The 21,446-nt window shown below is 69.0% G+C and carries 19 protein-coding genes; 6 read left to right on the top strand and 13 right to left on the bottom strand.

The annotated features are described in order from the left end of the window. Nucleotides 1-90: 90 nt before the first annotated feature. Nucleotides 91-1,695 carry an alkaline phosphatase D family protein gene (locus I4U41_RS12695; protein WP_206861450.1) on the bottom strand — a complete coding sequence of 535 codons (1,605 nt, stop codon included), beginning with the start codon at nucleotides 1,693-1,695 and terminating at the stop codon, nucleotides 91-93. A gap of 46 nt (nucleotides 1,696-1,741) precedes the next feature. Continuing rightward, nucleotides 1,742-4,354, bottom strand: coding sequence for a TonB-dependent receptor (locus I4U41_RS12690; protein ID WP_206861449.1), 2,613 nt, complete (start codon nucleotides 4,352-4,354; stop codon nucleotides 1,742-1,744). Nucleotides 4,355-4,854: 500 nt separating this feature from the next. On the opposite strand from I4U41_RS12690, the gene I4U41_RS12685 reads away from it, so the two are divergent. Continuing rightward, nucleotides 4,855-6,333, top strand: coding sequence for a SulP family inorganic anion transporter (locus tag I4U41_RS12685; RefSeq protein ID WP_242525138.1), 1,479 nt, complete (start codon nucleotides 4,855-4,857; stop codon nucleotides 6,331-6,333). Between the two features lie 21 nt (nucleotides 6,334-6,354). Here I4U41_RS12685 and I4U41_RS12680 read toward each other — a convergent pair whose 3' ends face one another. Together I4U41_RS12680 and I4U41_RS12675 are read right to left on the bottom strand one after the other, a co-directional pair. After that, on the bottom strand, nucleotides 6,355-6,816 hold the full coding sequence (locus I4U41_RS12680) for a carboxymuconolactone decarboxylase family protein (protein WP_206861448.1): 462 nt from the start codon (nucleotides 6,814-6,816) through the stop codon (nucleotides 6,355-6,357). A gap of 11 nt (nucleotides 6,817-6,827) precedes the next feature. Next, complete coding sequence (locus tag I4U41_RS12675; RefSeq protein ID WP_242525137.1) at nucleotides 6,828-7,256, bottom strand: cupin domain-containing protein; 429 nt, start codon at nucleotides 7,254-7,256, stop codon at nucleotides 6,828-6,830. Nucleotides 7,257-7,350: 94 nt separating this feature from the next. Here I4U41_RS12675 and pdxR point away from each other — a divergent pair, with 94 nt between their 5' ends. Further along, nucleotides 7,351-8,769 carry a MocR-like pyridoxine biosynthesis transcription factor PdxR gene (gene pdxR, locus I4U41_RS12670; RefSeq protein WP_206861447.1) on the top strand — a complete coding sequence of 473 codons (1,419 nt, stop codon included), beginning with the start codon at nucleotides 7,351-7,353 and terminating at the stop codon, nucleotides 8,767-8,769. A 3-nt stretch (nucleotides 8,770-8,772) separates the two neighbouring features. Here pdxR and I4U41_RS12665 read toward each other — a convergent pair whose 3' ends face one another. The 5 genes from I4U41_RS12665 to I4U41_RS12645 are packed head-to-tail and all read right to left on the bottom strand — an operon-like array spanning nucleotide 8,773 to nucleotide 11,099. Further along, complete coding sequence (locus I4U41_RS12665) at nucleotides 8,773-9,435, bottom strand: aquaporin (protein WP_242525136.1); 663 nt, start codon at nucleotides 9,433-9,435, stop codon at nucleotides 8,773-8,775. Then, the gene (locus I4U41_RS12660) at nucleotides 9,435-9,818 is read right to left on the bottom strand and encodes an arsenate reductase ArsC (protein ID WP_206861445.1); all 384 of its coding nucleotides are present in this window, start codon (nucleotides 9,816-9,818) and stop codon (nucleotides 9,435-9,437) included. The genes I4U41_RS12665 and I4U41_RS12660 overlap by 1 nt, the downstream gene beginning before the upstream one ends. Continuing rightward, the gene (gene arsN2 / locus I4U41_RS12655; RefSeq protein WP_206861444.1) at nucleotides 9,815-10,354 is read right to left on the bottom strand and encodes an arsenic resistance N-acetyltransferase ArsN2; all 540 of its coding nucleotides are present in this window, start codon (nucleotides 10,352-10,354) and stop codon (nucleotides 9,815-9,817) included. Before arsN2 ends, I4U41_RS12660 begins: the two co-directional genes overlap by 4 nt. Continuing rightward, nucleotides 10,273-10,761: an ArsI/CadI family heavy metal resistance metalloenzyme gene (locus I4U41_RS12650; RefSeq protein ID WP_206861443.1), complete on the bottom strand. Its 489-nt coding sequence runs from the start codon at nucleotides 10,759-10,761 to the stop codon at nucleotides 10,273-10,275. The genes arsN2 and I4U41_RS12650 overlap by 82 nt, the downstream gene beginning before the upstream one ends. After that, nucleotides 10,758-11,099, bottom strand: a complete 342-nt coding sequence (locus tag I4U41_RS12645) for an ArsR/SmtB family transcription factor (RefSeq protein ID WP_206861442.1) — start codon at nucleotides 11,097-11,099, stop codon at nucleotides 10,758-10,760. The genes I4U41_RS12650 and I4U41_RS12645 overlap by 4 nt, the downstream gene beginning before the upstream one ends. A 354-nt stretch (nucleotides 11,100-11,453) precedes the next feature. Between I4U41_RS12645 and I4U41_RS12640 the strand changes: the two genes are divergently transcribed. Then, nucleotides 11,454-14,327, top strand: coding sequence for an ATP-binding protein (locus I4U41_RS12640; protein WP_206861441.1), 2,874 nt, complete (start codon nucleotides 11,454-11,456; stop codon nucleotides 14,325-14,327). Between the two features lie 3 nt (nucleotides 14,328-14,330). Here the strand turns inward: I4U41_RS12640 and I4U41_RS12635 are convergent, their stop codons facing one another. Beyond that, nucleotides 14,331-14,900, bottom strand: coding sequence for a DNA-3-methyladenine glycosylase I (locus tag I4U41_RS12635; protein ID WP_206861440.1), 570 nt, complete (start codon nucleotides 14,898-14,900; stop codon nucleotides 14,331-14,333). A 185-nt stretch (nucleotides 14,901-15,085) separates the two neighbouring features. Continuing rightward, nucleotides 15,086-16,783 (bottom strand): dipeptidyl-peptidase 3 family protein, encoded by a 1,698-nt coding sequence (locus I4U41_RS12630; protein ID WP_206861439.1) that lies wholly within the window; start codon nucleotides 16,781-16,783, stop codon nucleotides 15,086-15,088. 98 nt (nucleotides 16,784-16,881) lie between these two features. Here I4U41_RS12630 and I4U41_RS12625 point away from each other — a divergent pair, with 98 nt between their 5' ends. From I4U41_RS12625 to I4U41_RS12615, 3 genes are read left to right on the top strand one after another with little or no spacing between them, the layout of a single operon-like run. Next, nucleotides 16,882-17,448 (top strand): YqgE/AlgH family protein, encoded by a 567-nt coding sequence (locus I4U41_RS12625; protein ID WP_206861438.1) that lies wholly within the window; start codon nucleotides 16,882-16,884, stop codon nucleotides 17,446-17,448. After that, nucleotides 17,448-17,975 (top strand): Holliday junction resolvase RuvX, encoded by a 528-nt coding sequence (gene ruvX / locus I4U41_RS12620; RefSeq protein WP_206861437.1) that lies wholly within the window; start codon nucleotides 17,448-17,450, stop codon nucleotides 17,973-17,975. The genes I4U41_RS12625 and ruvX overlap by 1 nt, the downstream gene beginning before the upstream one ends. Further along, a complete protein-coding gene (locus tag I4U41_RS12615) occupies nucleotides 17,972-18,901 on the top strand; it encodes an aspartate carbamoyltransferase catalytic subunit (RefSeq protein ID WP_206861436.1) in 930 nt (309 codons plus the stop codon). The genes ruvX and I4U41_RS12615 overlap by 4 nt, the downstream gene beginning before the upstream one ends. A 201-nt stretch (nucleotides 18,902-19,102) precedes the next feature. Here I4U41_RS12615 and I4U41_RS12610 read toward each other — a convergent pair whose 3' ends face one another. Together I4U41_RS12610 and mgtE are read right to left on the bottom strand one after the other, a co-directional pair. Further along, nucleotides 19,103-19,942: a carboxylesterase family protein gene (locus I4U41_RS12610; RefSeq protein ID WP_206861435.1), complete on the bottom strand. Its 840-nt coding sequence runs from the start codon at nucleotides 19,940-19,942 to the stop codon at nucleotides 19,103-19,105. An 88-nt stretch (nucleotides 19,943-20,030) separates the two neighbouring features. Next, nucleotides 20,031-21,392, bottom strand: a complete 1,362-nt coding sequence (gene mgtE, locus I4U41_RS12605; RefSeq protein ID WP_206861434.1) for a magnesium transporter — start codon at nucleotides 21,390-21,392, stop codon at nucleotides 20,031-20,033. Between the last annotated feature and the right edge of the window lie 54 nt (nucleotides 21,393-21,446).

The following is a 21,446-nucleotide window of genomic DNA, read 5'->3' as shown; positions in this document are numbered from 1 at the left end:
ACCGGGAATCGGGGACGGGTGAAGAGCCAGCGCAAAGGCTTTCCTCCTGCTTTCACGGGTCCGGGTCTCCGGTCGCCGGTCCCGCAAGCGTCAGCCCCGCTGCATCCCCGGCCGCCCGTGCTCGATCGCGAACCGCGCATGCACCTTCACCGGTTCGTCGGGCACCATCACGCGGTCGAGTACCTTCAGCTCCGCCGTCCACGTCTCGCGCGTCACGTCGCAAAGCGCGTAGCCGCGCTTGTCGACCATCGCCTTCAGGTGCGGGTTGAGGCTGCGCGTGGTGCGGGTGAAGTCGTCGTCCTCGCCGATGCCGTCGGAACCGGACGTGATCGAAGTCGCCAGGAACTCGCTCGAGATCACCTTCGATTCCTCGCCGTCCTGCAGCAGGTCGCTGGCGAAATGACGGTGCGCGTCGCCCGACACCGTCACCACGTTCTTCATGCCCGACTGTTCGATGTGGCCGAGCAGGCGGCGACGATTGGCGAGGTAGCCGGACCACTGGTCCATCGAATACACCACGTCGCTGCCCGGGCCGCGCGGCTGCATGGCGAGGTTGGCCAGGCCGACCTGCTGCGCGATGACGTGCCAGCGGTGGTGATCGGGGCGCAGGCCGTCGTGCAGCCATCGTTCCTGCTCGCGACCGAGCATGCTGCGTTCCGGCGCGCGCGCGACGGCGTCCTGCGCGGCGTCGCGATCGCCGTTGGCCTGGTCGCTGCGGTACTGGCGCGTGTCGAGGAAGTGCGCCTGCAGCAGGTCGCCGAAACCGGCGCGTCGATGCATGCGCATCGCGCCGTCGACCGGAAGCGACGCGCGTCGCAGCGGCATGTGTTCGTAGAACGCCTGCATGCCGACGGCGCGACGCAACAGGAACAGCTCGCGCGGCGTACCGTCCTGGTCGCTGTCGCCGGCCCAGTTGTTGTCGATCTCGTGGTCGTCGAAGCTGACGAACCACGGCGCCGACGCATGCGCGGCCTGAAGGTCGCGGTCGCCGCGATACAGCGCGTGGCGGCGGCGGTAATCGTCGAGCGAGTAGATCTCCTCGCCGACGTGGCGGCGCAACGGCGTGAACGGACGTCCGTTCATGCGGCGCTCGCCGGAGCCACGGTCGGGACCTTCGTAGATGTAGTCGCCGTAGTGGAAGACGAAATCGAGCGGCTCTTCGGCGATGCGGCGCCACGCGGTGTAGTGGCCTTCCTCGTAATGCTGGCAGCCGGCGACCGCGAAGCGCACGCGATCCACGCGCGCGTCCGACGCCGGGAGCGTCGCGCTGCGGCCGACCGGGCTCACCGCATCGCCCACCACGAAGCGGTACCAGTACGGCCGCGCGGGCGCGAGTCCTTCCACTTCCACGTGCACCGAATGCGCGAGTTCCGGATGCGCAAGCGTCTCGCCGGTGCGCACGATGAGGCGGAACGCGTCGTCCTGCGCGATTTCCCACGTCACCACGACGGGCTTCATCACCATGCCGCCGCCCTGTTCGAGCGGCTGCGGCGCCAGGCGCGTCCACAGCACGAAGCCGTCGGAGGCCGGCTCGCCCGATGCCACGCCGAGCGTGAACGGATCGCGGTCGAACGTGGGCCTGGCGAGCACGTTGCGCGGCAGCGCCTGCGCGTGCAGCCACGCGGGGCCGGGCAGCAGGCCGGCGGAACCGGCGGCGAAGGCCTGCAGCAGGCGGCGGCGTCGTGTATCGATCATGGTGTGTTCCCGCGAAAGGGCGCCGCCACGCGACGGCGCGTGGCGATCAGTCGAGCGAATAGATGACGTGGAAGTACACGCCCTGGCCGTACTCGTCTTCCTGCGACAGCGTTCCGTACATGTCGCGGCCGTAGAACCACTGCGGCTTGGCGTCGAGGAGGTTGTCGATCTCGTACTTGAACGTCCAGCGGTCGGCGACCTGGTGCCAGAACGACAGGTCCACCGTGGTCTTGTGGCGGAAGAACTTGTCGTTCCATGGCGTCGAGCCGATCGAGGCGAGGTAGTCGTCCTGGTAGTTCGCCGACAGGCGCGCCGCGCCGCGGATCGCCGGCAGGTTGTAGGTGAGCGTGAGGTTCGCCATCCAGTCGGGCTGGTACTGCATGCGGTCGAGCGTGCGGCGGCCGGCGTCGGCGACGTAGTGCATCTCGCCATCCAGGCGGCTCACGTTGAGCGACGCGCCGAGGTTCTCGTGGAAGGCGAAGCTGCGGTTCACCAGCGACAGCTCCAGGCCCCGCACCATCGATTCGTCGGCGTTGAGCGGCTGGCGGATGCGGTCGACGACGCCGTTGTTCTCCACGTCGGTGGTGAGCGTGAAGATGTCGTCGGCGATCTCCTTGCGGAACGCGGTCAGCGCGACGAGCGCATTGCCGCCGTCGAAGTAGCGTTCCAGCGCGACGTCGTAGTTCTTCGCGCGGCGCGGCTTCAGGTCCGGGTTGCCGCGCGTGATCGTGCAGCCGCTGGTGTCCTCGCCGCAGGTCTCGCTTTCGGCCTGCGCGATGTCGCCCGGTGTCGGGCGGCCGATGGTGCGGCTGAAGGAACCGCGCAGCTTCCAGTGCTCGTTCAGGTCATGGACGACGTTGAACGACGGCAGCCAGCTCCTGTAGTCGCCCTGCGGGCGCGCGAATTCGCTGGTCAGCACGCCATCGACCGTGAGCGGCGTGCGGCCCTCGAACGAGGTGTCGTCGTAACGCAGGCCGACGATGTACTGCGTCGCGTCCGTCGCGTAGCGCAGCGACAGATAGGCGTTGGCGACGTCCTCCTCGTAGGCGTAGTCGCTGATGGCACTGTACTGGCGCGTGGCGGCCTCGTCGACCGCCAGCATGCCGGGAACGGCGGGCCAGAAGCGGTCGTAGTTCAGCCACGGCACGACCAGGCCGTTGCTGCCGTGATGCGAATAGCCCGGGTCGTACATGTAGTCGTCGATGCTGCCGCCGGCGACGTAGCGCAGGCTGTCCACGTCCTTGCCCAGGCGCAGGCGGCGGTATTCGACACCGGCCCTGAATCCGAAGCCCATCGCGCCCGGGCCCGCGTTGAAGCCGTAGTCGGCGCGCAGGTCGAGGACGTTCTCTTCGGCGTGGTTGTCGGTCAGGCGCGCGGTGCGCAGCAGGTACGGGTTCGACAGCGTGTCGCCCAGGTACGACGTCATCTGCGGCAGCTGGCCCATCCAGTAGGTGTAGGACTGGTCGTCGGGCGTGGTGCGCACCTGCGCGTAGGGTTCCAGGTCCGCGTAGGTTTCCTTGGTGTAGCCGGCGCGGAAGGACAGCTCGTTCCGATCGTCGATGCGCCAGTCCAGCGCGGAGATCAGCCCGCTCGCGGTGCGATCCCACTGGTTGTAGCGCAGCGTGGACTGGATGTAGTCCACGCCGACCCGGCCGGTGTCCTGCGTGCGGTCGGTGACCTCGTTCGGATTGCCGATGAGGTCGGTCGAATTCATCGTCGAGGATTCGCGGCGGTTGTACGAATAGCCCATCAGCGAGGTGCGGACGTCGTCGCGCGGGCGCCATTCCAGCTTCAGCGATGCGCCCTTGTTGGTGATGGTGTTGCTGTAGTCGCCATAGGCGAACTTGGTCAGCGAGTTGCGCCCGTCCCAGCCGAGCGCGGGATCGGGCGCGGGAACCGTATTGCCGTCCGCGTCGAAGTAGGTGCGCGCGTCGGTCCAGTTCTTGTTGGAGTTGCGCACGCGGTCCTGGTAGCGCGCGGTGAACACGATGCCGAACTGGTCCTCGCTGCCGAAGCGCTGCGCGAACGCGGTCTTCAGGCCCTTGCCCCAGTGCGACTTGCCCGCGCCGCCGGCGTTCTCGCCTTCCGGGCCTTCGAAGCTGGAATGGATGCCGTAGCCATCGACCATGAAGTACGGGTTGGCGCTGTTGAACGCCGAACGCGTGACGATGTCGATCGCGCCGCCGATCGCCGCCGCGTCCTGCTCGGCGGTGAACGCCTTGTACACGTCCACGCGTTCGGAGATGTCGCTGGGCACCAGCTGCAGGTTCACGCGGCGCGTGCCGGCGCCGTTCTCGCCGGTGGTCGCCAGGGTGAGGCCGTCGATGGTGGTGACGTTGAGGTCGGAGGAAATGCCGCGCACCGTGATGTAGCGCGGCTCGTCGCCGTCGCCTTCGAAGCTCACGCCCGGCACCTGGATCACCATCGAGGCGATCGAGTTGTCGCCGGTGGGCGCTTCGATGTCGTCGTTCATCACCGAATCGACGATCGTCGGTGCGGCCTTCTTCACGTCCACCGGCTGGAACCCGTAGTCGGCGATCACCTGCACGGCGTCGAGGTCGTTGACCTCGTCGGCTGCTGCGCCGGATGCGATGAGGACGAGCATCGCCGATACGGCGAGCGAAAGACGGTTGCGGCTGCGTGCGTGGGTGCGTTTCATCGGATCCTGCCGGCAGAAAAAGGAAACGCCACCGATCGGTGGCGGCCGGGATGCTAGGAAGAGTTCGTTTCAGTTTTGCTGCAATCGCACGCGACCTTCGTCGCATGCGTGCCATAGCCGTGGCGATGTTGCCGAGTGGATCGCGACGCTTTGCGCAGTCGGGTTCGAACGCATTAGGAAACGCAGGAATGCGCAGGAACGCACGCGTGCATGTGTGGACGCGACCACGCGTTCCGATGTGAAGGAATGTGGCGGCGGTCACTTCGTGCGCGGCGGGGGGCAGCGTGAGCACCCGCGCGGTTCGCGCCATCGCCCGACATTGAGCGCGGCGCCCGGCGGAGTAGAATGGCCGGCCTTTCGCCGATGCCGCTCCGCGTGATGACGCCGCCCTGATCCCCCGCGTACACGATGCATCGCTCCGCCGTCGCCACGGCGGACGAAGGGGCCTGTCCGTCATCCATTCACGTTTCGCGCCGCGAAGGCGCGTCGGAGTTCATCCCATGTCCGTCACCTGGTCGCTGCGCGAGCAGTGGTTCGGCAATGTCCGCGGCGACATCCTGTCCGGCCTGCTCGTCGCGCTCGCGCTCATCCCCGAGGCCATCGCGTTCTCGATCATCGCCGGCGTGGACCCGAAGGTCGGCCTCTACGCGTCGTTCTGCATCGCGGTGATCACCGCCATCGCCGGTGGCCGGCCGGGCATGATCTCCGCCGCGACCGGCGCGATGGCGCTGGTGATGGTCGACCTGGTGAAGGACCACGGCCTGCACTACCTGTTCGCCGCGACGATCGTCGCCGGCGTGCTGCAACTCGTCGCCGCCGCGTTGCGGCTGAACACGCTGATGCGCTTCGTCTCGCGCTCGGTGGTGATCGGCTTCGTCAACGCGCTGGCGATCCTGATCTTCCTCGCGCAGCTGCCCGAACTCATCGGCGTGCGCTGGCCGGTGTACGTGGTGTGCGCGGCGGCGCTGGCGATCATCTACCTGCTGCCGCGGGTGACGCGCGCCGTGCCGTCGCCGCTGGTGGCGATCGTGGTGCTCACCGCCGCATGCATGTGGTTCGGCGTGGACATCCGCACCGTGGGCGACATGGGCGAGCTGCCCGACGCGCTGCCGTCGTTCCTGTTCCCCGACGTGCCGTGGACGCTGGACACGCTGAAGATCCTGCTGCCGGTGTCGGCGACGCTGGCGGTGGTTGGCCTGCTGGAATCGCTGATGACCGCGCAGATCGTCGAGGACGCGACCGACACGCCGACCCACCGCCGCCGCGAATGCGCGGGGCAGGGCGCGGGCAACATCGTCGCGGGCCTGTTCGGCGGGATGGCCGGCTGCGCGATGATCGGTCAGTCGGTGATCAACGTCAGCTCCGGTGGGCGCGGACGGCTGTCGTGCTTCGTCGCCGGCGTCGTGCTGCTGCTGCTCGTGGTGTACGCGTCGGAATGGGTGTCGCGCATCCCGATGGCCGCGCTGGTGGCGGTGATGATCATGGTCAGCATCGGCACGTTCCACTGGAAGAGCTTCGTCGAGCTGAAGACGCATCCGAAGAGCGCGAGCCTGATCATGATCGGCACGGTGATCGTCACCGTGGCGACGCACGACCTGGCCAAGGGCGTCATCACCGGCGTGCTGCTGACCGCGCTGTCGTTCGCGCGCCGTGCCAGTTCGATGCTCCGCCTGGACGATCGCGTCGGCGAGGACGGCGCGCGCGTGTACGAGGTCCACGGCGAGGTGTTCTTCGCCAGCGCGATCCAGTTCGCCAACAGCTTCGATTACCTGCATGCGCCGGAGCGGGTCGTCATCGACCTCACCCACGCGCACTTCTGGGACACCAGCGCCGTGGCGGCGCTGGACCGCGTGGTGCTCAAGCTGCGCAGGCACGGCGCGCAGGTCGAGGTGGTCGGGCTCAACCGCGCCAGCGAATCGCTGGTGGAACGGCTGGGCACCTATCGCGACGCGCGCACCGGCCTGCCAGCGGGGCATTGATCCTGTCGGCCGGCGCGACGATCAGCCGCCCGCGGTGAGCGCCGCGGCCGGCGGTCGGCGGAAGCTGATCGCCAGGCGGTTGTAGGCGTTCATCAGGCCGATCGCCATGGTCAGGTCGGACAGCTGCTTCTCGTCGAACACCTTCGAGGCGGCGGCGAACTCGGCGTCGGGCACGCCGGTCTGCGCGACCAGCGTCACCGTCTCGCTCCATGCGAGCGCCGCGCGTTCGGTCTCGCTGAACAGCTCGCCGGCCTCGCGCCAGGCCTGCACGAGCGCAAGCTTCTCGATCGGCACGCCCCTGCCGTGCAGTTCGCGTGTGTGCATGTCCAGGCAGTAGGCGCAGCCATTGATCTGGCTCACGCGCAGGTAGACCAGGTCGACGAGCGTCGCGTCGAGCCCGCTCTGCATGATGTAGCCGTAGACGCTGCCGAACGCCTTGACGCCGCCGGGCGCCGCCTTCGTGTAGTCCAGTCGCTGGGTCATGGTCGTGTTCCTCATTCGGTGGGCGTGGTGAGATCGGTATCGCCGGTGTCGACGACGAACACGGCGAGCAGCTTCGCCGGTTCGGACTGGCTGGCATTGCGGCTGACAGAATGGCGCGAGCCGGGGTCTTCATGGAACGAATCGCCGGCGCGATAGACGCGTACCGGCCCGTCGTCGATCCGGCTTTCGATCGCGCCGGACACCACGTGCGCATAGATGAAGGCCGAAGCGGCATGGACGTGCGCGGGCGACGCGGCGCCCGGCGGATACGTGACTTCGACGGCGACCAGCGATTTGCCGGGGACGTTGGGGATCGGCCGCGAGAAGTCGACGACGACCGATTCGCGCGATGCGCCCGTGGCGTCGTGCGCGACGGCGCCGCCGGCGAACGCCAGCATCGCGGCGGCGAACAGCATCAGGCGGGAACGGACGGCTTGCATCGGGAAGCTCCGGTGGGGGCGGTGAGCGCATCCTGCGCGCATCCCGGTGCAGTCGAAAGAACCAGGAACGGAAAGTTCGGCTGTACCATGCGGCATGGCGCCGTCGCTCACATTCAGGCTCGACCGCTCCGCCCGCGACACGCTCACCGAGCAGATCCGCAAGGGCATCGTGGCCGCGATCGAGAGCGGCAGCCTCGCGCCCGGCGCGCGGCTGCCGTCGTGGCTCGACCTTGCGGCGCAGCTCGGCGTCGCGCGCGGCACGGTGAAGGCGGCCTACGAGCGGCTTGCCGACGACCAGATCGTCGTGACTTCGCGTGCCGGCGGCACGCGCGTGTCGGATCACGCGGCGAAGGCGCTGTCGACGAAGCCGCCCGCCGAGCCGGATCCGCCGCCCGCGCTGTACCAGGAGTTCTTCTCCGGGCCGGCGATCTTCCAGATGGGCGTTCCGGCTTCCGATCACTTTCCGGTTCCCCTGTTCGCCCGACTTCGCGCCAACGCGGCGCGCGCCGAGGTCGCCGAGCCGGCGGTGTATCCCGATCCGCGCGGCACGTTCGAGCTGCGCCAGTCGATCGCCGCCCACCTGCGCATCGCGCGCGGCCTGGAGTGCCATCCCTCGCAGGTGTTCGTCACCACCGGTTACGCCGGCGCGCTCGCCTTCGCGCTGCGCGTGCTGCGCATGGACGGGCGCACCGCATGGATGGAGGACCCCGGATTCTTCCAGGGCCGCATGGCGCTGGAACTGGCCGGGATGTCGCTGGTGCCGATGCGCGTGGACGAGGACGGGCTCGACGTGGCGCAGGCGATCGCGCGCGCGCCCGATGCGGCGCTCGCGCTGGTCACGCCCGGGCAGCACGCGCCGCTGGGCGGGACGCTCGCGCTCGCGCGTCGCGTGCAGCTGATCGAATGGGCCACGCGCGCGCAGGCGTGGGTGTTCGAGGACGACTATCTCGGCGAACTGCAGCTCAAGCGCCGCGCGGCGCCCGCGCTGGCGTCGCTGGATCGCGCCGGCCGCGTGATCCACATCGGCTCCTTCAGCAAGACGATCAGTCCGGCGTTGCGGCTGGGATTCCTGGTCGTGCCCGCGGCGGTGGCGCCGCGCTTCGCCGAAGCGGCGATGGCGTTCGCGCCCGCGCCCGGGCCGGCGGTGCAGACGGCCGTCGCCGGATTCATGCGCGAAGGGCATTACCTGCGCCATCTGCGCCGCATGAAGCGGCTGTACGCCGCGCGCAGCGACGCCTTGATGGCGGCGTTGCGGGCGCGCGGGCATGCGGTGCAGGCAGGTGGGTTGGCCGTACTGTTGCGATTGCCCGACGGCACCGACGACGCCGCGATCTGCCGGGAAGCGCAGGCGTTCGGCCTCGCGCCCGTGCCGCTGTCGGCGTGGTACGACCCGACGGGCGCGCGCGATTCGGGATTGCTGCTCGGCGTCGCGACGACCGACGAGGCACGGCTCGACGCGGCATGCGACCGGCTGTCGCGCGTGATCGAACGTTTCCGCTGGGCGGACGCGTGATCGTCAGGCGGTCGCGGGAACCCGGAACGCCTTCGCAGCGACGACCGCGCCAATGGTCCCGAACGCCTGCGCCATCACGAATCCCGCGACGTCGACCGGCCGGATCCCGGCGAAGGTCTGCGTCAGCGCGCGCGCGAGGGTCACGGCGGGATTCGCGAACGACGTGCTCGCCGTGAACCAGTACGCGGCGAAGATGTAGCTCGCCACCAGCGCCGGCAGCGCGGCGGGACGATGTCGCGCGCCGAGCAGGACGGTCAGCACCAGCCCGAACGTCGCCACCGCTTCGCTGCCCCATTGCGCTAGGCCCGTGCGCGCGTGCGTGCCGGGCTGCAGCAGCGGCTGCGCGAACATCGCATGCGCCAGCAATACGCCGGCGACGGCGGCGATCGCCTGCACGACGAGGTAGGCGGCCGACTCGCCACGGCCCAGTTCGCCGCGCAGCCGCATCGCCAGGGTGACGGCCGGATTGAAGTGGGCGCCGGAGATCGGCGCGAACAGCACGATCAGCACGTACAGCGCGCCCGCGGTGGCGGCGGCGTTCGCCAGCAGCGCGACCGCGGCGTTCCCGCGCGACAGTGTTTCGCCCATGATCCCGGACCCGACCACGGCGGCCAGCAGCAGCGCGGTGCCGATGAACTCGGCCAGCAGTTTCCGCGACAGTGGCATCACAACGCCGCGATCAGGGCTTTCACGCGTGCGGCGATCTCGTCGCGCACGGCGCGGTAGCCGTCGTCGTCCATGTGTTTCGGATCGGGCAGCGCCCAGTCCTCGCGGCGGCGCGCCGGCACCCAGGGGCAATCGTCGCCGCAGCCCATGGTGACGACGGCGTCGAACTCGCCGTGGATGTCGTCCAGCGATTTGGACTCGTGCACGCTCAGGTCGTAGCCGAGCTCCGACATGAAGCGGATCGCCTTCGGGTTGATGCGGCCCGACGGCTTCGAGCCGGCACTGAGCGCCTCCACCCGATCGCCGCCGTGGATGCGCGCGAAGGCTTCGGCCATCTGGCTGCGGTTCGCGTTTTCGATGCAGACGAACAGGATGCGTTTCATCGGGAGTTTCCGGTGGGGGGAAGCATCTTCGACATGCACGTGGCCGATGCCGGGCACAGCGAACGGAATTCGGCGCTGGCCTGCACGACGGCGGGCGCATCGTCGCGGGCCATGACGGCGTAGCCGCGCGCGGCGAAGAACGGCGCCGCGGTGAGCGTGAGCAGCACGAGCCGTTCCAGACCGCGTTCGCTCGCGTGCGCTTCCAGCGCCTGCACCAGCGCGGCGCCTACGCCTTCGCCACGCGCCTGCGCCCGCACCACCAGCGAGCGCAGCAGGCCGACGCGATCGAACGGTTGCAGGCCGATCGCGCCGATCACGGCCCCGTCGCGTTCGGCGACGATGAAGCGCACGTCGGCTTCGTCGAGATCGTCGACCGGCAGCGCGCCCTCGACGAGGAGGGCGCGGATGGCGTTCTGTTCGGCGACGGTGGCGGGGCGCAGGTTCACGGCGCGCCTCAGCAGCAGCCCGCTGCGGGCGTGCAGCGCGAGGCGGCGCGTTCCGTCGCGATGGGCGCCGGTGTCGCGCGCGGGCTGCATGCGGCGCCGTCGGTGGCGCAGGTCGCCTCGGCGGCATGGTAGGTGACCGCATCGCCGAAGGTGTGGAAGGTTTCCCAGCGCGTGCCCTGCGGGTCTTCCGTCCACATCTTGTCCGAGCGTGCGTAGCAGCAGGTCGCGTCCGGTTCGGGCTCGACCGTGCCGCCGGCGGCGTCCAGGCGCTTTCCGAGCGCGGCGAGCTCGTCGCCGCTATCGACCTGGATGCCCAGGTGATCGATGCCCGGCGTGCGGCCGGTGGTGGAAATGGCGAAGTTGACGCGCGGGTCTTCGAGCATCCACTTGGCGTAATCGCCCTTCACCACGGCGGGCTCGCTGGCGAAGAGCTGCGAATAGAAGCGGATGCTGCGGTCGAGGTCGGACACGTTCAGGTGCACGTGGAAGCGGTTCACGTCGTGGCTCCTTGGGGTTGCGGCGCGCAGCCGCGATCGGGCGCGCAGGCGGACGCGCCGGCGCAGCAGTTTTCGGTGAGGTAGGCGATCAGTGCGTTCATCTGCGGATAGTTCGCGCGCACGCGGATGACGCGGCCCTCGCGCTCGTCGGCGACCAGCGCGGCATTGCGCAGCAGGTTGAGCTGCGCGGTGAGCGTGGCGGCGGGCAGGTCGAGGCGGTCGCGCAGTTCGCCGACGGAGAGGCCATCGGGGCCGGCCTGCACGAGTTCGCGGAAGGCGGCGAGCCGGGCTTCATGGCCGAGGGCCGTGAGGGCTCTGAGGGCGGCTTCGGTGTTCATGATTCGATGATTATGGAAATATCGAAATGAGTCAAGTGGCGGGCGATTCGAAGTGGGGACGGCCCTTCGTCGAGGTGATCGGTGGACACTTCCCCCCTCTTCAATCCTCGCCTGCATTCGCATGGGAGGGAGTTCCCGAGGTGAGGGTCAGGACGTGCGATGCGCTCGCACTCGCCTGCGCTGCATGTCACACGCTCGAACGGCTACCGCTTCGAGCAGTTCCTGCACTCTCGCGTGCAGCTCACGATTGACAGCGCAAGCGCCATCCGCAACACGAAACCGCCGCGCACGTTGACAGCGCCCTTACGTCCATGGGACACGATGGCGTCTGCGTTTCGCAGGAGAACCCGCCGGATGGCCGTCACCACGCACAGCCTGGAGCGATCGGAGGATCCGGCGCGTGCCCAGGATCTGCGCATCCGGCTCGCGCTGGATGCCGCCGGGCTGGGCAGCTTCATCTGGTATCCGCAGGGCGACCACGGCGTGCTCGACGCGCGCCTGCTCGCGCTGCTCGGCCTGCCGCCCGCCACGTCGATGAGCCAGGCCGAGGCGCTGGCGACGCTGATCCATCCGGACGACCGCGACGGCTACCGCATCGCGGTCGAGCGCGCGCTCGATCCCGACGGCGACGGGCTGCTGCGCGAGGACGTGCGCATCCTGCGGCCCGATGGATCGCAGCGCTGGATCAGCGTGAATGGCCGCACCTCGTTCGAAGGCACGCCGCCGCAGCCGCTGCGGATGGACGGCGTGGTCATGGACATCACCGGGCGCAAGCAGGACGAGGCCGTGCTGCGCGACGGCGCGCGCACGCAGCGCTTTCTCGTCGCGCTGGGCGACGCGTTGCGCCCGCTGGAGGACGCCGGCGCGATCATGCGCGTGGCGATGGCGATGCTCGCCGGGCATCTGGACGTCAACCGCTGCTATTACAGCGAGGTCGAACGCAACGGCGCCTGGTGCCGCGTGCGCAACAGCTACAACCGCGGCGTGCACAGCCTCGATGGCCGTTATCGCCTGGACGATTACGGCCCGGAGAAAATGCGCATGCTGCGCGCGGCGCGCGATTTCGTGCTGGCCGACGCGGAAACCGACGCCGACATCGCCCCGGCCGAACGCGAGCGCTATCGCGCGCTGAGCATCCGCTCGCTCATCAACGTGCCGCTGGTGAAGAACCAGCGTTTCATCGCGGTGCTCGGCGTGAACGACGTGCGTCCGCGCGAATGGACCGCGCATGAAATCGAACTGGTGCGCGAGACCGCCGAGCGCACCTGGGCCGCCGTCGAACGCGCGCGCGCCGAGGCGGAGCTGCGCCAGAGCGAGGAGCGTTTCCAGCAGGTCGCGCGCAACCTCGATGCGGCGTTCTATGTCGTGGACCTCGTGCACGATCGCGTCCACTACCTCAACGACGCGCACGAACGCCTGTGGTCGATCGAACCGGTGCGGCATCGCGATGCGTGGTTCCAGCGCATCCACGCCGACGACGCGCATCGCGTGCGCGCGCTGCACGACGCGTTCGCGCGTGGCGACGCGGTTGCGTTCGACGCCGAATACCGCATCGTCCTCGACAGCGGCGCCGTGCGCTGGATCCACGACCGCGCCACCGTCGGCTCGCGCAGCGAGGACGGCAGCGTGCGCACCGTCACCGGGCTGGCGCAGGACATCACCCAGGCAAAGATCGCCGCCGGCCTGCTGCGCCAGTCGGACGAGAAGTACCGCAACCTGTTCGATTCCATCGACCAGGGATTCGCGCTGCTGGAAATGATCTTCGAGGAAGGACGCGCGGTGGATTACCGCCTGTGCGAGGTCAACCCCGCGTTCGAACGGCAGACCGGCCTGGTCGGCGCCGCCGGACGCACAGCGCTGGAGGTCGCGCCGGACCTGGAGCAGGACTGGTTCGACATCTACGGCGAGGTGGCACGAACCGGCGAACCGCTGCGCTTCGAACGCCGCGCCGATGCGCTGGAGCGCGACTTCGACGTGTACGCGTTCCGCGTCGGCCCGGACGATGCTCCGAAGGTGGCGGTGCTGTTCGCCGACATCACCGACCGTCGGCGCATGGAGCACGCGCTGCGCCAGGCCGACCGGCGCAAGGACGAATTCCTGGCGACGCTCGCGCACGAACTGCGCAATCCGCTGGCGCCGCTGCGCACCGGCCTGGAGCTGCTGCACCGGTGGAACGAGCGCGAGGACGCCGTCGCGACCATCGGCATGATGGAGCGGCAGGTGCGGCACCTGGTGCGCATGGTCGACGACCTGCTCGACATCAGCCGCATCAGTCGCGGCAAGGTGGAGCTGCACCGGCGTCGCGTCGATCTCACGCATGAAGTGCGCGTGGCGGTGGAGGCGATGCAGGCGACGTACGCGGCGGCGAACCGCACGCTGGGTGTCGATCTGGCGTCGTCGCCGCTGACGGTGTTCGCCGATACCACGCGCGTGATGCAGGTGCTCGGCAACCTGCTCAGCAATGCGCTCAAGTTCACCCGCGAAGGCGGCCACGTGCGCGTGTGCCTGTCGCGCGAGGGCGACGAGGCGGTGCTGTGCGTGCGCGACGACGGCATCGGCATCGCGGCCGATCATCTGGAACAGATCTTCGGCAGCTTCATGCAGGTGGACACGTCGCTCGAACGCGCGCAGAGCGGGCTCGGCCTCGGACTGGCGGTGGCGAAGGAACTGGTGGCGATGCACGGCGGTCGCATCCAGGCGCGCAGCGACGGACTGGGGCAGGGCAGCGAATTCATGGTGCGCCTGCCACTGGACGATGCGGACCAGGCGTTCGTGCACATCACCGTCGAGGTTCCCGGGCAGCCGCTGGACATCGAGCGCTCCGCCGCCGGCCACGCATGGAAACGCGTGCTGGTGGTCGACGACAACCGCGCCTCGGCCGATACGCTGGCGTTGCTGCTGCGGCTGTCGGGCTTTCAGGTCGCGGTGGCCTATGAGGGACGACAGGCGGTCGCGCGCGCGCAGGCGTGGCATCCCGACGCGGTGGTGATGGACATCGGCATGCCCGACCTCAACGGCTTCGAGGCCTGCCGCGCGATGCGCGCCAATGCCGAGGGCCGCGCGTTCCTCGCGATCGCGCTCACCGGGTGGGGCGGCGCGGACGCGAAGGCGGCGAGCCGCGAGGCGGGCTTCGACCTGCACCTGGTGAAGCCGGCCGAACCCAGCGCGATCACCGAACTGCTGTCGCTGCGCCTGTCGTCGCGTGCGGCGCCGCGTGGCGCGCCGTAAGAATCACAGCTTGCGGCGCCAGGCGGGATCGAGCGGCGGCTTGAGCTTGAGGATCTTCTTTTGCACCGGGCAATCGTCGCGGTGCGCGCCGGGCAGGTAGCCCAGGCTCATCAGGAATTCGTTGGTGATCTCGCCGCCGGTGAAGCGGAAGGTTTTCTTGAACAGCCTGATCCAGCCGGTCTTGTCGCGACGCTTGCCGGCCTCGTCGAGGATGTGCGCGTCGAGCCATTGCGCGAAGCCGCCGTGCGAGGTGCGCAGTCCGCGGATCACGTTCGCGTTGTGGATCGCCGCGTCCACCTTCAGGCGGTTGCGGATGATGCCGGCGTCGTTGAGTAGCCGCTCGCGGTCCCGGTCGCCGTACTTGGCGACCTTGTCGACGTCGAAACCGTGGTACGCGCGATGGAAGCCTTCGCGCTTGCGCAGCATGGTTTCCCAGCTCAGGCCGGCCTGGTTGATCTCCAGGATCAGGCGTTCGAACAGCACGGCTTCCTCGCGTTGCGGGAATCCGTATTCGGTGTCGTGGTAGGGGCCGTGGAGCGGGTGGCCGGGGGCGTGGTCGCAGTAGCCGGACATGGGGTTCCGAATGAAAGGAGAGGTTTTGCAGCCCGGGAAAGCGGAGCGCACCCGGGGAACGATTGGTCCAAAGAATGGCCGCTTCAAGAATGCAGGCTCGTGTAGCCCGGGTAAGGCCGACGGCCGCACCCCGGGCTGATCGCGTTCCCGGGTGCGCTGCGCTTAACCGGGCTACGAAGGCACGATTACTTCTTGCTGGCGAACTCCTGCAATCCCAGCGTCTCCAGTCCCTGCTCGAAGCGGATGTCCACCGGAATCTTCGCGTCCTTCAACCGCCCCAGGTCCGCGGCGAGTTCCGGCTTGATCACGCCCATCGTCTCGGTCATGCGCCTGGCTTCCGCGTAATCGCCATCGCCCTGAACGGTGAGCAGCTTCGCGCCGAGCGCGTTCATCGCCTGGCGCATCTTGTCGAAGTCGACGCGATAACGGCCGTCGGCATCGCGCGTGAACGCCCCGCGCTCGGCGAAGAAGTTGAAGCGCACCATGTTCGCCTTGCCGTGCGCGTCGCTCGCGCCGAAGCGCACCGAACGCAGGATGCCGGCAAGGAACGTCACGTAGCCGTCCATCAGCTTGCTTTCGTCGAGTTCGCCCTGCCGGCTCAGCGCGTCGATCATGTACAGGCCCAGGATGTCGGCCTTGCCTTCCTCGAAGCTGGAGGCGTACTCCTTCAGCGCTTCGTCGACCGTGCCCTTGCCGTCGAGGGTTTTCTTGATGCCCAGGCCGTGCGCGACCTCATGGAACATCACATCCTCGAAGAACGCGTCGAAGGTGACGTGCCTGAGCTGGTCCTTCGCGATCAGCTCGTTCGCGATCGGCACCAGGATCGTGTCGAACTTCGCCTTCATCACGTTCTCCAGCTGCAGGCGACGCGTGCCCTTCTTCAGCTGGACTTCCTCGTCGTTGGGCAGGTTGATCGCGATGGTCTTGGCGCCGACATTCGCGTTGCCGCCGTAATAGACGACCTGGTACGCGTTGAGGTCGGCGTCCGAGCCCGGCATTTCCGCCTTGTACTTCGCGTCCACCGGCAGGCCCTTCTGCAGCGCCGGCAGGAAGCTCGCGAAGCGCGCGAGCTTCTCGCTCCACTCCACGTCCTTCACCAGCACCAGGCCCTCGTACGCGGCCTTGTAGCCGAACAGCTGGTCCTCGTAGGTTTCGATCGGTCCGATGACGACGTCGACCGGATTGGTCTTCATGTCCATCCACGCCATGTCGCTGGGGCGGAAGTCGTCGTCGAGCAGCGCGTCGGCGCGCAGGTTCAGGTAATCGGCGAACGACTTGTCGGCGCTGAGCGTCGCGGCCTCGCGCAGGAGCGCGGCGGCGCGTTCGAGCTCCGGCTTGTAGGCGACGTGGTACGGCACCGTGACCAGCTTGCCGTTCTCGCGGCGGAGCAGGGTGTAGTTGGAGGTCTTGTCGGGCAACTGCGCGGCTTCGAACTCGGCCTTCGTCATGTCGGCCGGATAGAACGGGCCGCCCGGCGGGCGCGGGCCGATGCCGTCGAGGATCGGCGTGTCCTCGTTGAGGCGGTCCCACGGGCCGAAGTTGATTTCGACCAGCTCGCGCGTCGCGGCATCCGGCGCGCGCGCCAGCAGCGCGGCGTGATCGCCGGCCCAGGACTGCTTCCAGTAGATCGCGTTCATCGCTTCGCTGGCTTCGACCAGGCGGGCGATCATGCGCCGGGTGTTCTCGTCGAAGCGGGAGAGATCCGCCTTGAGCGGGACCACCGCGTAGTCGCCGGCGTGCGCCGCCGCGTAGGAGGGCGTGGCCGCGTCCTGCGCGGGCGTGGCGGTCGCGGGCGCGCTTCCCGGCGCGGGCGAGCGCTGGCAGGCGGCGAGGACGAGGACGGCCAGGCAGGCCAGGACGAGCGGGCGCGTTGGGAAAGCCATGGCGGGGATTCGGCGGCGATGCCGCGGCAGGGAAAGTCGCCATCCTACGCCGTGCCGCGATGCGGCACGCGTCACGCCCGGCGGGCTAGAATGCGGCCATGTCCGTTACGCCCACGCCACTGGCCAACCAGCTGCTGATCGCGCTGCCCGCGCTGGCCGATTCGAACTTCGCGCGCAGCGTGGCGCTGATCTGCCAGCACGACGCCGACGGTGCCATGGGCATCGTGGTGAACCGCGCATCCGAATACACGCTGGGCGAAGTGCTCGGCCAGATGGGGTTGGAGAGCGGCGACGAAACGCTGCGCGCCCAGCCGGTGCTCGCCGGCGGCCCGGTGCATCCGGAGCGCGGCTTCGTGCTGCACGACGGCGGCATGCAGTGGGATTCGACGATGGCCATCACCGACCATCTGTTCCTCACCACCTCGCGCGACATCCTCGAAGCGATGGCGCGCGGCGAAGGCCCCGACAACGCGATCGTCGCGCTGGGCTGTGCCGGCTGGGGTTCGGGCCAGCTCGAACACGAGCTGACCGAGAACGACTGGCTCACCGCGCCGGCCGACGCCGAGCTGCTGTTCGAGCTGCCGCTGGACGCGCGCTGGCAGGCCGCCGCCGGTCGCATCGGCGTCGATTTCGCGCATCTGGCCGATTACGCCGGTCACGCCTGATGGCGGCCTCGCCCGACAAACCCCGCATCCGCCGCGACGGCACCGTGCTCGGCTTCGACGTCGGCGCGCGCCGCATCGGCGTGGCGGTCGGCAGCGCGTTTGGGCACGGCGCACGCGCGCTTGCCGTGATCGACGTACACGGGCACGGGCCCGACTGGGCGTCGATCGACCGGCTGCGCGGCGAGTGGCGGCCCGACGGACTGATCGTCGGCGACCCGATGTCGCTGGACGGCGGCGACCAGCCGATCCGCCAGCGCGCCCATGCCTTCGCGCGCGAACTGGCGCACCGCTACAACCTGCCGGTGGTGCTGGTGGACGAGCGCATGAGTTCGATCGAGGCCGCGCAGCGTTTCGCGTCCGATCGCGCCGAAGGCCGCAAGCGCCGCCGCGACGCGGAAGCGCTCGATGCGGTCGCCGCCGCGGTGATCATCGAACGCTGGCTCGCCGCGCCCGACGACGCGCTGGACCTTTCCGACCTTTCCGATCCCGCAAGGCCGACACGGCCGAGCCCGCCGCCGACCGCATGAACGCATCGACTATGCACCTTCCGCGCCACCTGCTCACGCTCGATGGCCTGCCTTTCGACGCGCTCGATGCGCTGCTCACGCGCGCGCAGGCGTTCGCCGACGGGCACTACGACCGCCGCGCGCTGGATGGCGTCGCGGTGTGCACGTTGTTCTTCGAACCGTCCACGCGCACGCGCATGAGCTTCACGCTGGCCGCGCAGCGGCTGGGCGCGGACGTGCTGAACTTCGACGCGTCCACCTCGTCCACGCGCAAGGGCGAAACCGCGCTGGACACGTTGAAGAACCTCGAAGCGATGGGCGTGCGCGGCTTCGTCATCCGCCACCACGAAGATGGCGCCGTGGCCGCGCTCTCGCAGCACGTCGAACACGGCACGGCACTGGTCAATGCCGGCGACGGCCGCAGCGCGCATCCGACGCAGGGCCTGCTGGACATGCTCACGCTGCGCCAGGCGAAGGGCTCGGATTTCTCGAAGCTGAAGGTCGCGATCGTCGGCGACGTGAAGCATTCGCGTGTCGCGCGTTCGGACCTGCAGGCGCTTCGCACGCTCGGCACCGGCGAGATCCGCGTATGTGGCCCGGCCTCGCTGCTGCCGAACGATGGCACGCTCGACGGCTGCGTCGTCTCGCACGATCTCGATGCCGCGCTGGACGGCGTGGACGCGGCGATGATGTTGCGCCTGCAACGCGAGCGCATGGAGGAAGGGCTGATCGATTCGCTCGACGACTACCACCGCGAGTTCGGTCTCACCGCGCAACGCCTGACGCACGCCGCGCCCGATGCGGTGGTGATGCATCCGGGCCCGATCAATCGCGGCGTGGAAATCACCGACGAAGTGGCCGACGGCCCACAGTCGCTAATCCTGCGGCAGGTGAGCAACGGCGTCGCCGTGCGGATGGCGGTGCTGGAGGCGTTGCTGCGCGCCTGATCGTCACCCCTGAAAAAGGATCCAGCCTTTGTAGCCAGGGTAAGCGAAGCGCACCCGGGTTGGGCGTGACGGTCCCCGGGTGCGCTTCGCTTACCCGGGCTACAAGAGCCCATTGCTAGCACCAGCGGCGACACTCCGCCGACCCTCACCCCAACCGCTCTCCCGCAGGGAGAGGGGTGAAGCGCCGACATCGCGCTGGGCTCAGAACAACCCGCCCTTGCGCTCCTGTGAGAACGCCCAGGTCCATAGCTCCGGCGTCGCATACGCCGCATCCCACGCGTTGTGGCCGAGGTCGGCGAATTCCGTGTAACGCACGTTGCCGCCCACGCCGCGCAGCGCTTCGACCATGTGGCGCGACTGGTCGGGCGTGACCACGTCGTCCTTGCCGCCATGGAACGCCCACACTGGCAGCTTCTGCAGCTTCTGCGCGGCGGCGAGGAACGGGTCGGGCGCGAGCGCGACGCTTTCGACCTGCAGGTGTTCCTTCAACGCCGGCGGCTGCGTGATGCCGCCGCACACCGGCACCAGCGCGGCGAAGCGGCGCGGCTCCATGATCGCCAGCTCGAACACGCCATAGCCGCCGCGCGACATGCCGGTGAGCACGATGCGGTCCTCGTCGCCATCGAACTCGTCGATCGATGCATCCAATGCGGCCAGCGCCACGCGCGCCTGCGTACCGGTCCACGACGTGCCTTCGGGCGACTGCGGGAAGACGACGATCGCCGGAAAACGCGTCGCGTGTTCGCGCACGAACGGTCCGAGCCCCACTTCGACCTGCTTGCGGTTGTCCGTGCCGCGCTCGCCCGAGCCATGCAGGAACAGCACCGTGGCAGGATTCTTTCCTCCCGCCTGCCGCGAGGGCACGAACACCTGGTACCGGCGCGGGGAACCGTCCACCACCACGCTGCGTTCGACGAACTGCCCGGGCACGGCCTCGCGCGGCGTGGTCGCGCAGGCGCCCACCGCAAGCGCCGCGACGATGGCGGCAAGACGGATCAACGGCGCGATGGCGAAGGTCGCGAGGCGGAAAGGCGAGGGCATGGCGGGACTCCTGGCGTCGGCCCGCATCATTGGCGCAGCCGCGGCGCGCCGCAATGGCGTGCGTCGCAGATCGCGGCGATGGGTGCGATCAGTGCAGCAGGATGACCGTCGCCAGCCCGAGGAAGGTGAAGAACCCCATCACGTCCGTCACCGTTGTGAGGAAGATGCCCGACGCCAGCGCCGGGTCGTAGCCGAAGCGCTTGATCGTCACCGGCACCAGCACGCCCGCCACCGCCGCGAACAGCAGGTTCGCGGTGAGCGCGGTCGCGATCACTATCGACAACCCCACGCTGTGGAACCACAGCAGCACGATCAGGCCCAGCAGCGTGCCGAGCACCAGCCCGTTGAGCAGCGCCACGCGCGATTCCTTCCACAGCAGCGTGCGCACGTTCGCCGCGCCGACCTGGCCGAGCGCGAGGCCGCGCACCATCAGCGCCAGCACCTGCGTGCCGGCGTTGCCGCCCATGCCGGCGACGATGGGCATCAGCACGGCCAGCGCGACCAGCTTGTCGATGGTGTCGGCGAATTCGCCGACCACGCTCGCGGCCAGGAACGCGGTCGCGAGGTTGATCGACAGCCAGATCAGCCGGCGGCGCATCGCGCGCCAGACGGGGCTGAAGAGGTCTTCGTCCTCGTCCAGGCCGGCGGCGCTCAGCGCCTGGTGCTCGGCCTGGTTGCGGATGATGTCGACGACGTCGTCGATGGTGATGCGGCCGAGCAGGATGTTGTTGTCGTCCACGACCGGTGCGCTGATCCAGTCGTGGTCGGAGAACTTGCGCGCGACCTCGTTGGCCGATTCCTCCACGTCGATCGCCGGCTGCTCGTCGTCGATCAGCTTGTTGATCGGCGTGCCCGGCTCGTGCGTGAGCAGCGCCGCAAGCGCGATGCGGCCCAGGTACTGGTGGCGGCGACTGACCACGTACAGGTGGTCGGTGTGCTCGGGCAGCTCGCCGCGCAGGCGCAGGTAACGCAGTACCACGTCGATGGTGGTGTCGGTGCGCACCGTCACCACGTCGGGGTTCATCAGTCGGCCGGCGGTGTCCTCCGGGTACGACAGCACCTGCTCGAGCCGCTCGCGGTTCTCGCGGTCCATCGACTTGAGGACTTCGTCGATGACGGTGTCCGGCAGGTCCTCGACCAGGTCGGCGAGGTCGTCGATGTCAAGGTCCTCGACGGCCGCGACGATTTCGTCCGGGTCCATCTCGGCCAGCAGGCTTTCGCGCACGTCGTCGCCGACGTGGACCAGCACCTCGCCGTCGTCCTCGGCATCGACCAGGCCCCACACCACCGTGCGCTTGCCCGGCGGGAGCGATTCGAGGAGGTTGCCGATCTCGGCGGGGGAAAGCGTGTTGACCAGCCGGCGCACGGGGCCCAGACGACCGCTGTCCAGCGCGTCGGAAAGCAGGCGCAGTTGGCGCGCGGTCTTGTCGTGGCGGACGGCTTCGGCCATTCGGGGCTTCCCGTGCTTCGTGAGAAGCGTGGTCGCGTCGGGCCGCTCGGGCAC

This window comes from Lysobacter changpingensis (assembly GCF_017308985.1).
In the GTDB taxonomy this organism is placed as follows: Bacteria; Pseudomonadota; Gammaproteobacteria; order Xanthomonadales; family Xanthomonadaceae; genus Lysobacter_J; species Lysobacter_J changpingensis.
This window is presented reverse-complemented; position numbering and strand designations above follow the sequence as displayed.

Coding starts and splice junctions, on each gene's coding strand:
- I4U41_RS12695 (WP_206861450.1), bottom strand. CDS start 1,695: ATGATCGATACACGACGCCGCCGCCTGCTGCAGGCCTTCGCCGCCGGT.
- I4U41_RS12690 (WP_206861449.1), bottom strand. CDS start 4,354: ATGAAACGCACCCACGCACGCAGCCGCAACCGTCTTTCGCTCGCCGTA.
- I4U41_RS12685 (WP_242525138.1), top strand. CDS start 4,855: ATGTCCGTCACCTGGTCGCTGCGCGAGCAGTGGTTCGGCAATGTCCGC.
- I4U41_RS12680 (WP_206861448.1), bottom strand. CDS start 6,816: ATGACCCAGCGACTGGACTACACGAAGGCGGCGCCCGGCGGCGTCAAG.
- I4U41_RS12675 (WP_242525137.1), bottom strand. CDS start 7,256: ATGCAAGCCGTCCGTTCCCGCCTGATGCTGTTCGCCGCCGCGATGCTG.
- pdxR (WP_206861447.1), top strand. CDS start 7,351: ATGGCGCCGTCGCTCACATTCAGGCTCGACCGCTCCGCCCGCGACACG.
- I4U41_RS12665 (WP_242525136.1), bottom strand. CDS start 9,435: ATGCCACTGTCGCGGAAACTGCTGGCCGAGTTCATCGGCACCGCGCTG.
- I4U41_RS12660 (WP_206861445.1), bottom strand. CDS start 9,818: ATGAAACGCATCCTGTTCGTCTGCATCGAAAACGCGAACCGCAGCCAG.
- arsN2 (WP_206861444.1), bottom strand. CDS start 10,354: ATGCAGCCCGCGCGCGACACCGGCGCCCATCGCGACGGAACGCGCCGC.
- I4U41_RS12645 (WP_206861442.1), bottom strand. CDS start 11,099: ATGAACACCGAAGCCGCCCTCAGAGCCCTCACGGCCCTCGGCCATGAA.
- I4U41_RS12640 (WP_206861441.1), top strand. CDS start 11,454: ATGGCCGTCACCACGCACAGCCTGGAGCGATCGGAGGATCCGGCGCGT.
- I4U41_RS12635 (WP_206861440.1), bottom strand. CDS start 14,900: ATGTCCGGCTACTGCGACCACGCCCCCGGCCACCCGCTCCACGGCCCC.
- I4U41_RS12630 (WP_206861439.1), bottom strand. CDS start 16,783: ATGGCTTTCCCAACGCGCCCGCTCGTCCTGGCCTGCCTGGCCGTCCTC.
- I4U41_RS12625 (WP_206861438.1), top strand. CDS start 16,882: ATGTCCGTTACGCCCACGCCACTGGCCAACCAGCTGCTGATCGCGCTG.
- ruvX (WP_206861437.1), top strand. CDS start 17,448: ATGGCGGCCTCGCCCGACAAACCCCGCATCCGCCGCGACGGCACCGTG.
- I4U41_RS12615 (WP_206861436.1), top strand. CDS start 17,972: ATGAACGCATCGACTATGCACCTTCCGCGCCACCTGCTCACGCTCGAT.
- I4U41_RS12610 (WP_206861435.1), bottom strand. CDS start 19,942: ATGCCCTCGCCTTTCCGCCTCGCGACCTTCGCCATCGCGCCGTTGATC.
- mgtE (WP_206861434.1), bottom strand. CDS start 21,392: ATGGCCGAAGCCGTCCGCCACGACAAGACCGCGCGCCAACTGCGCCTG.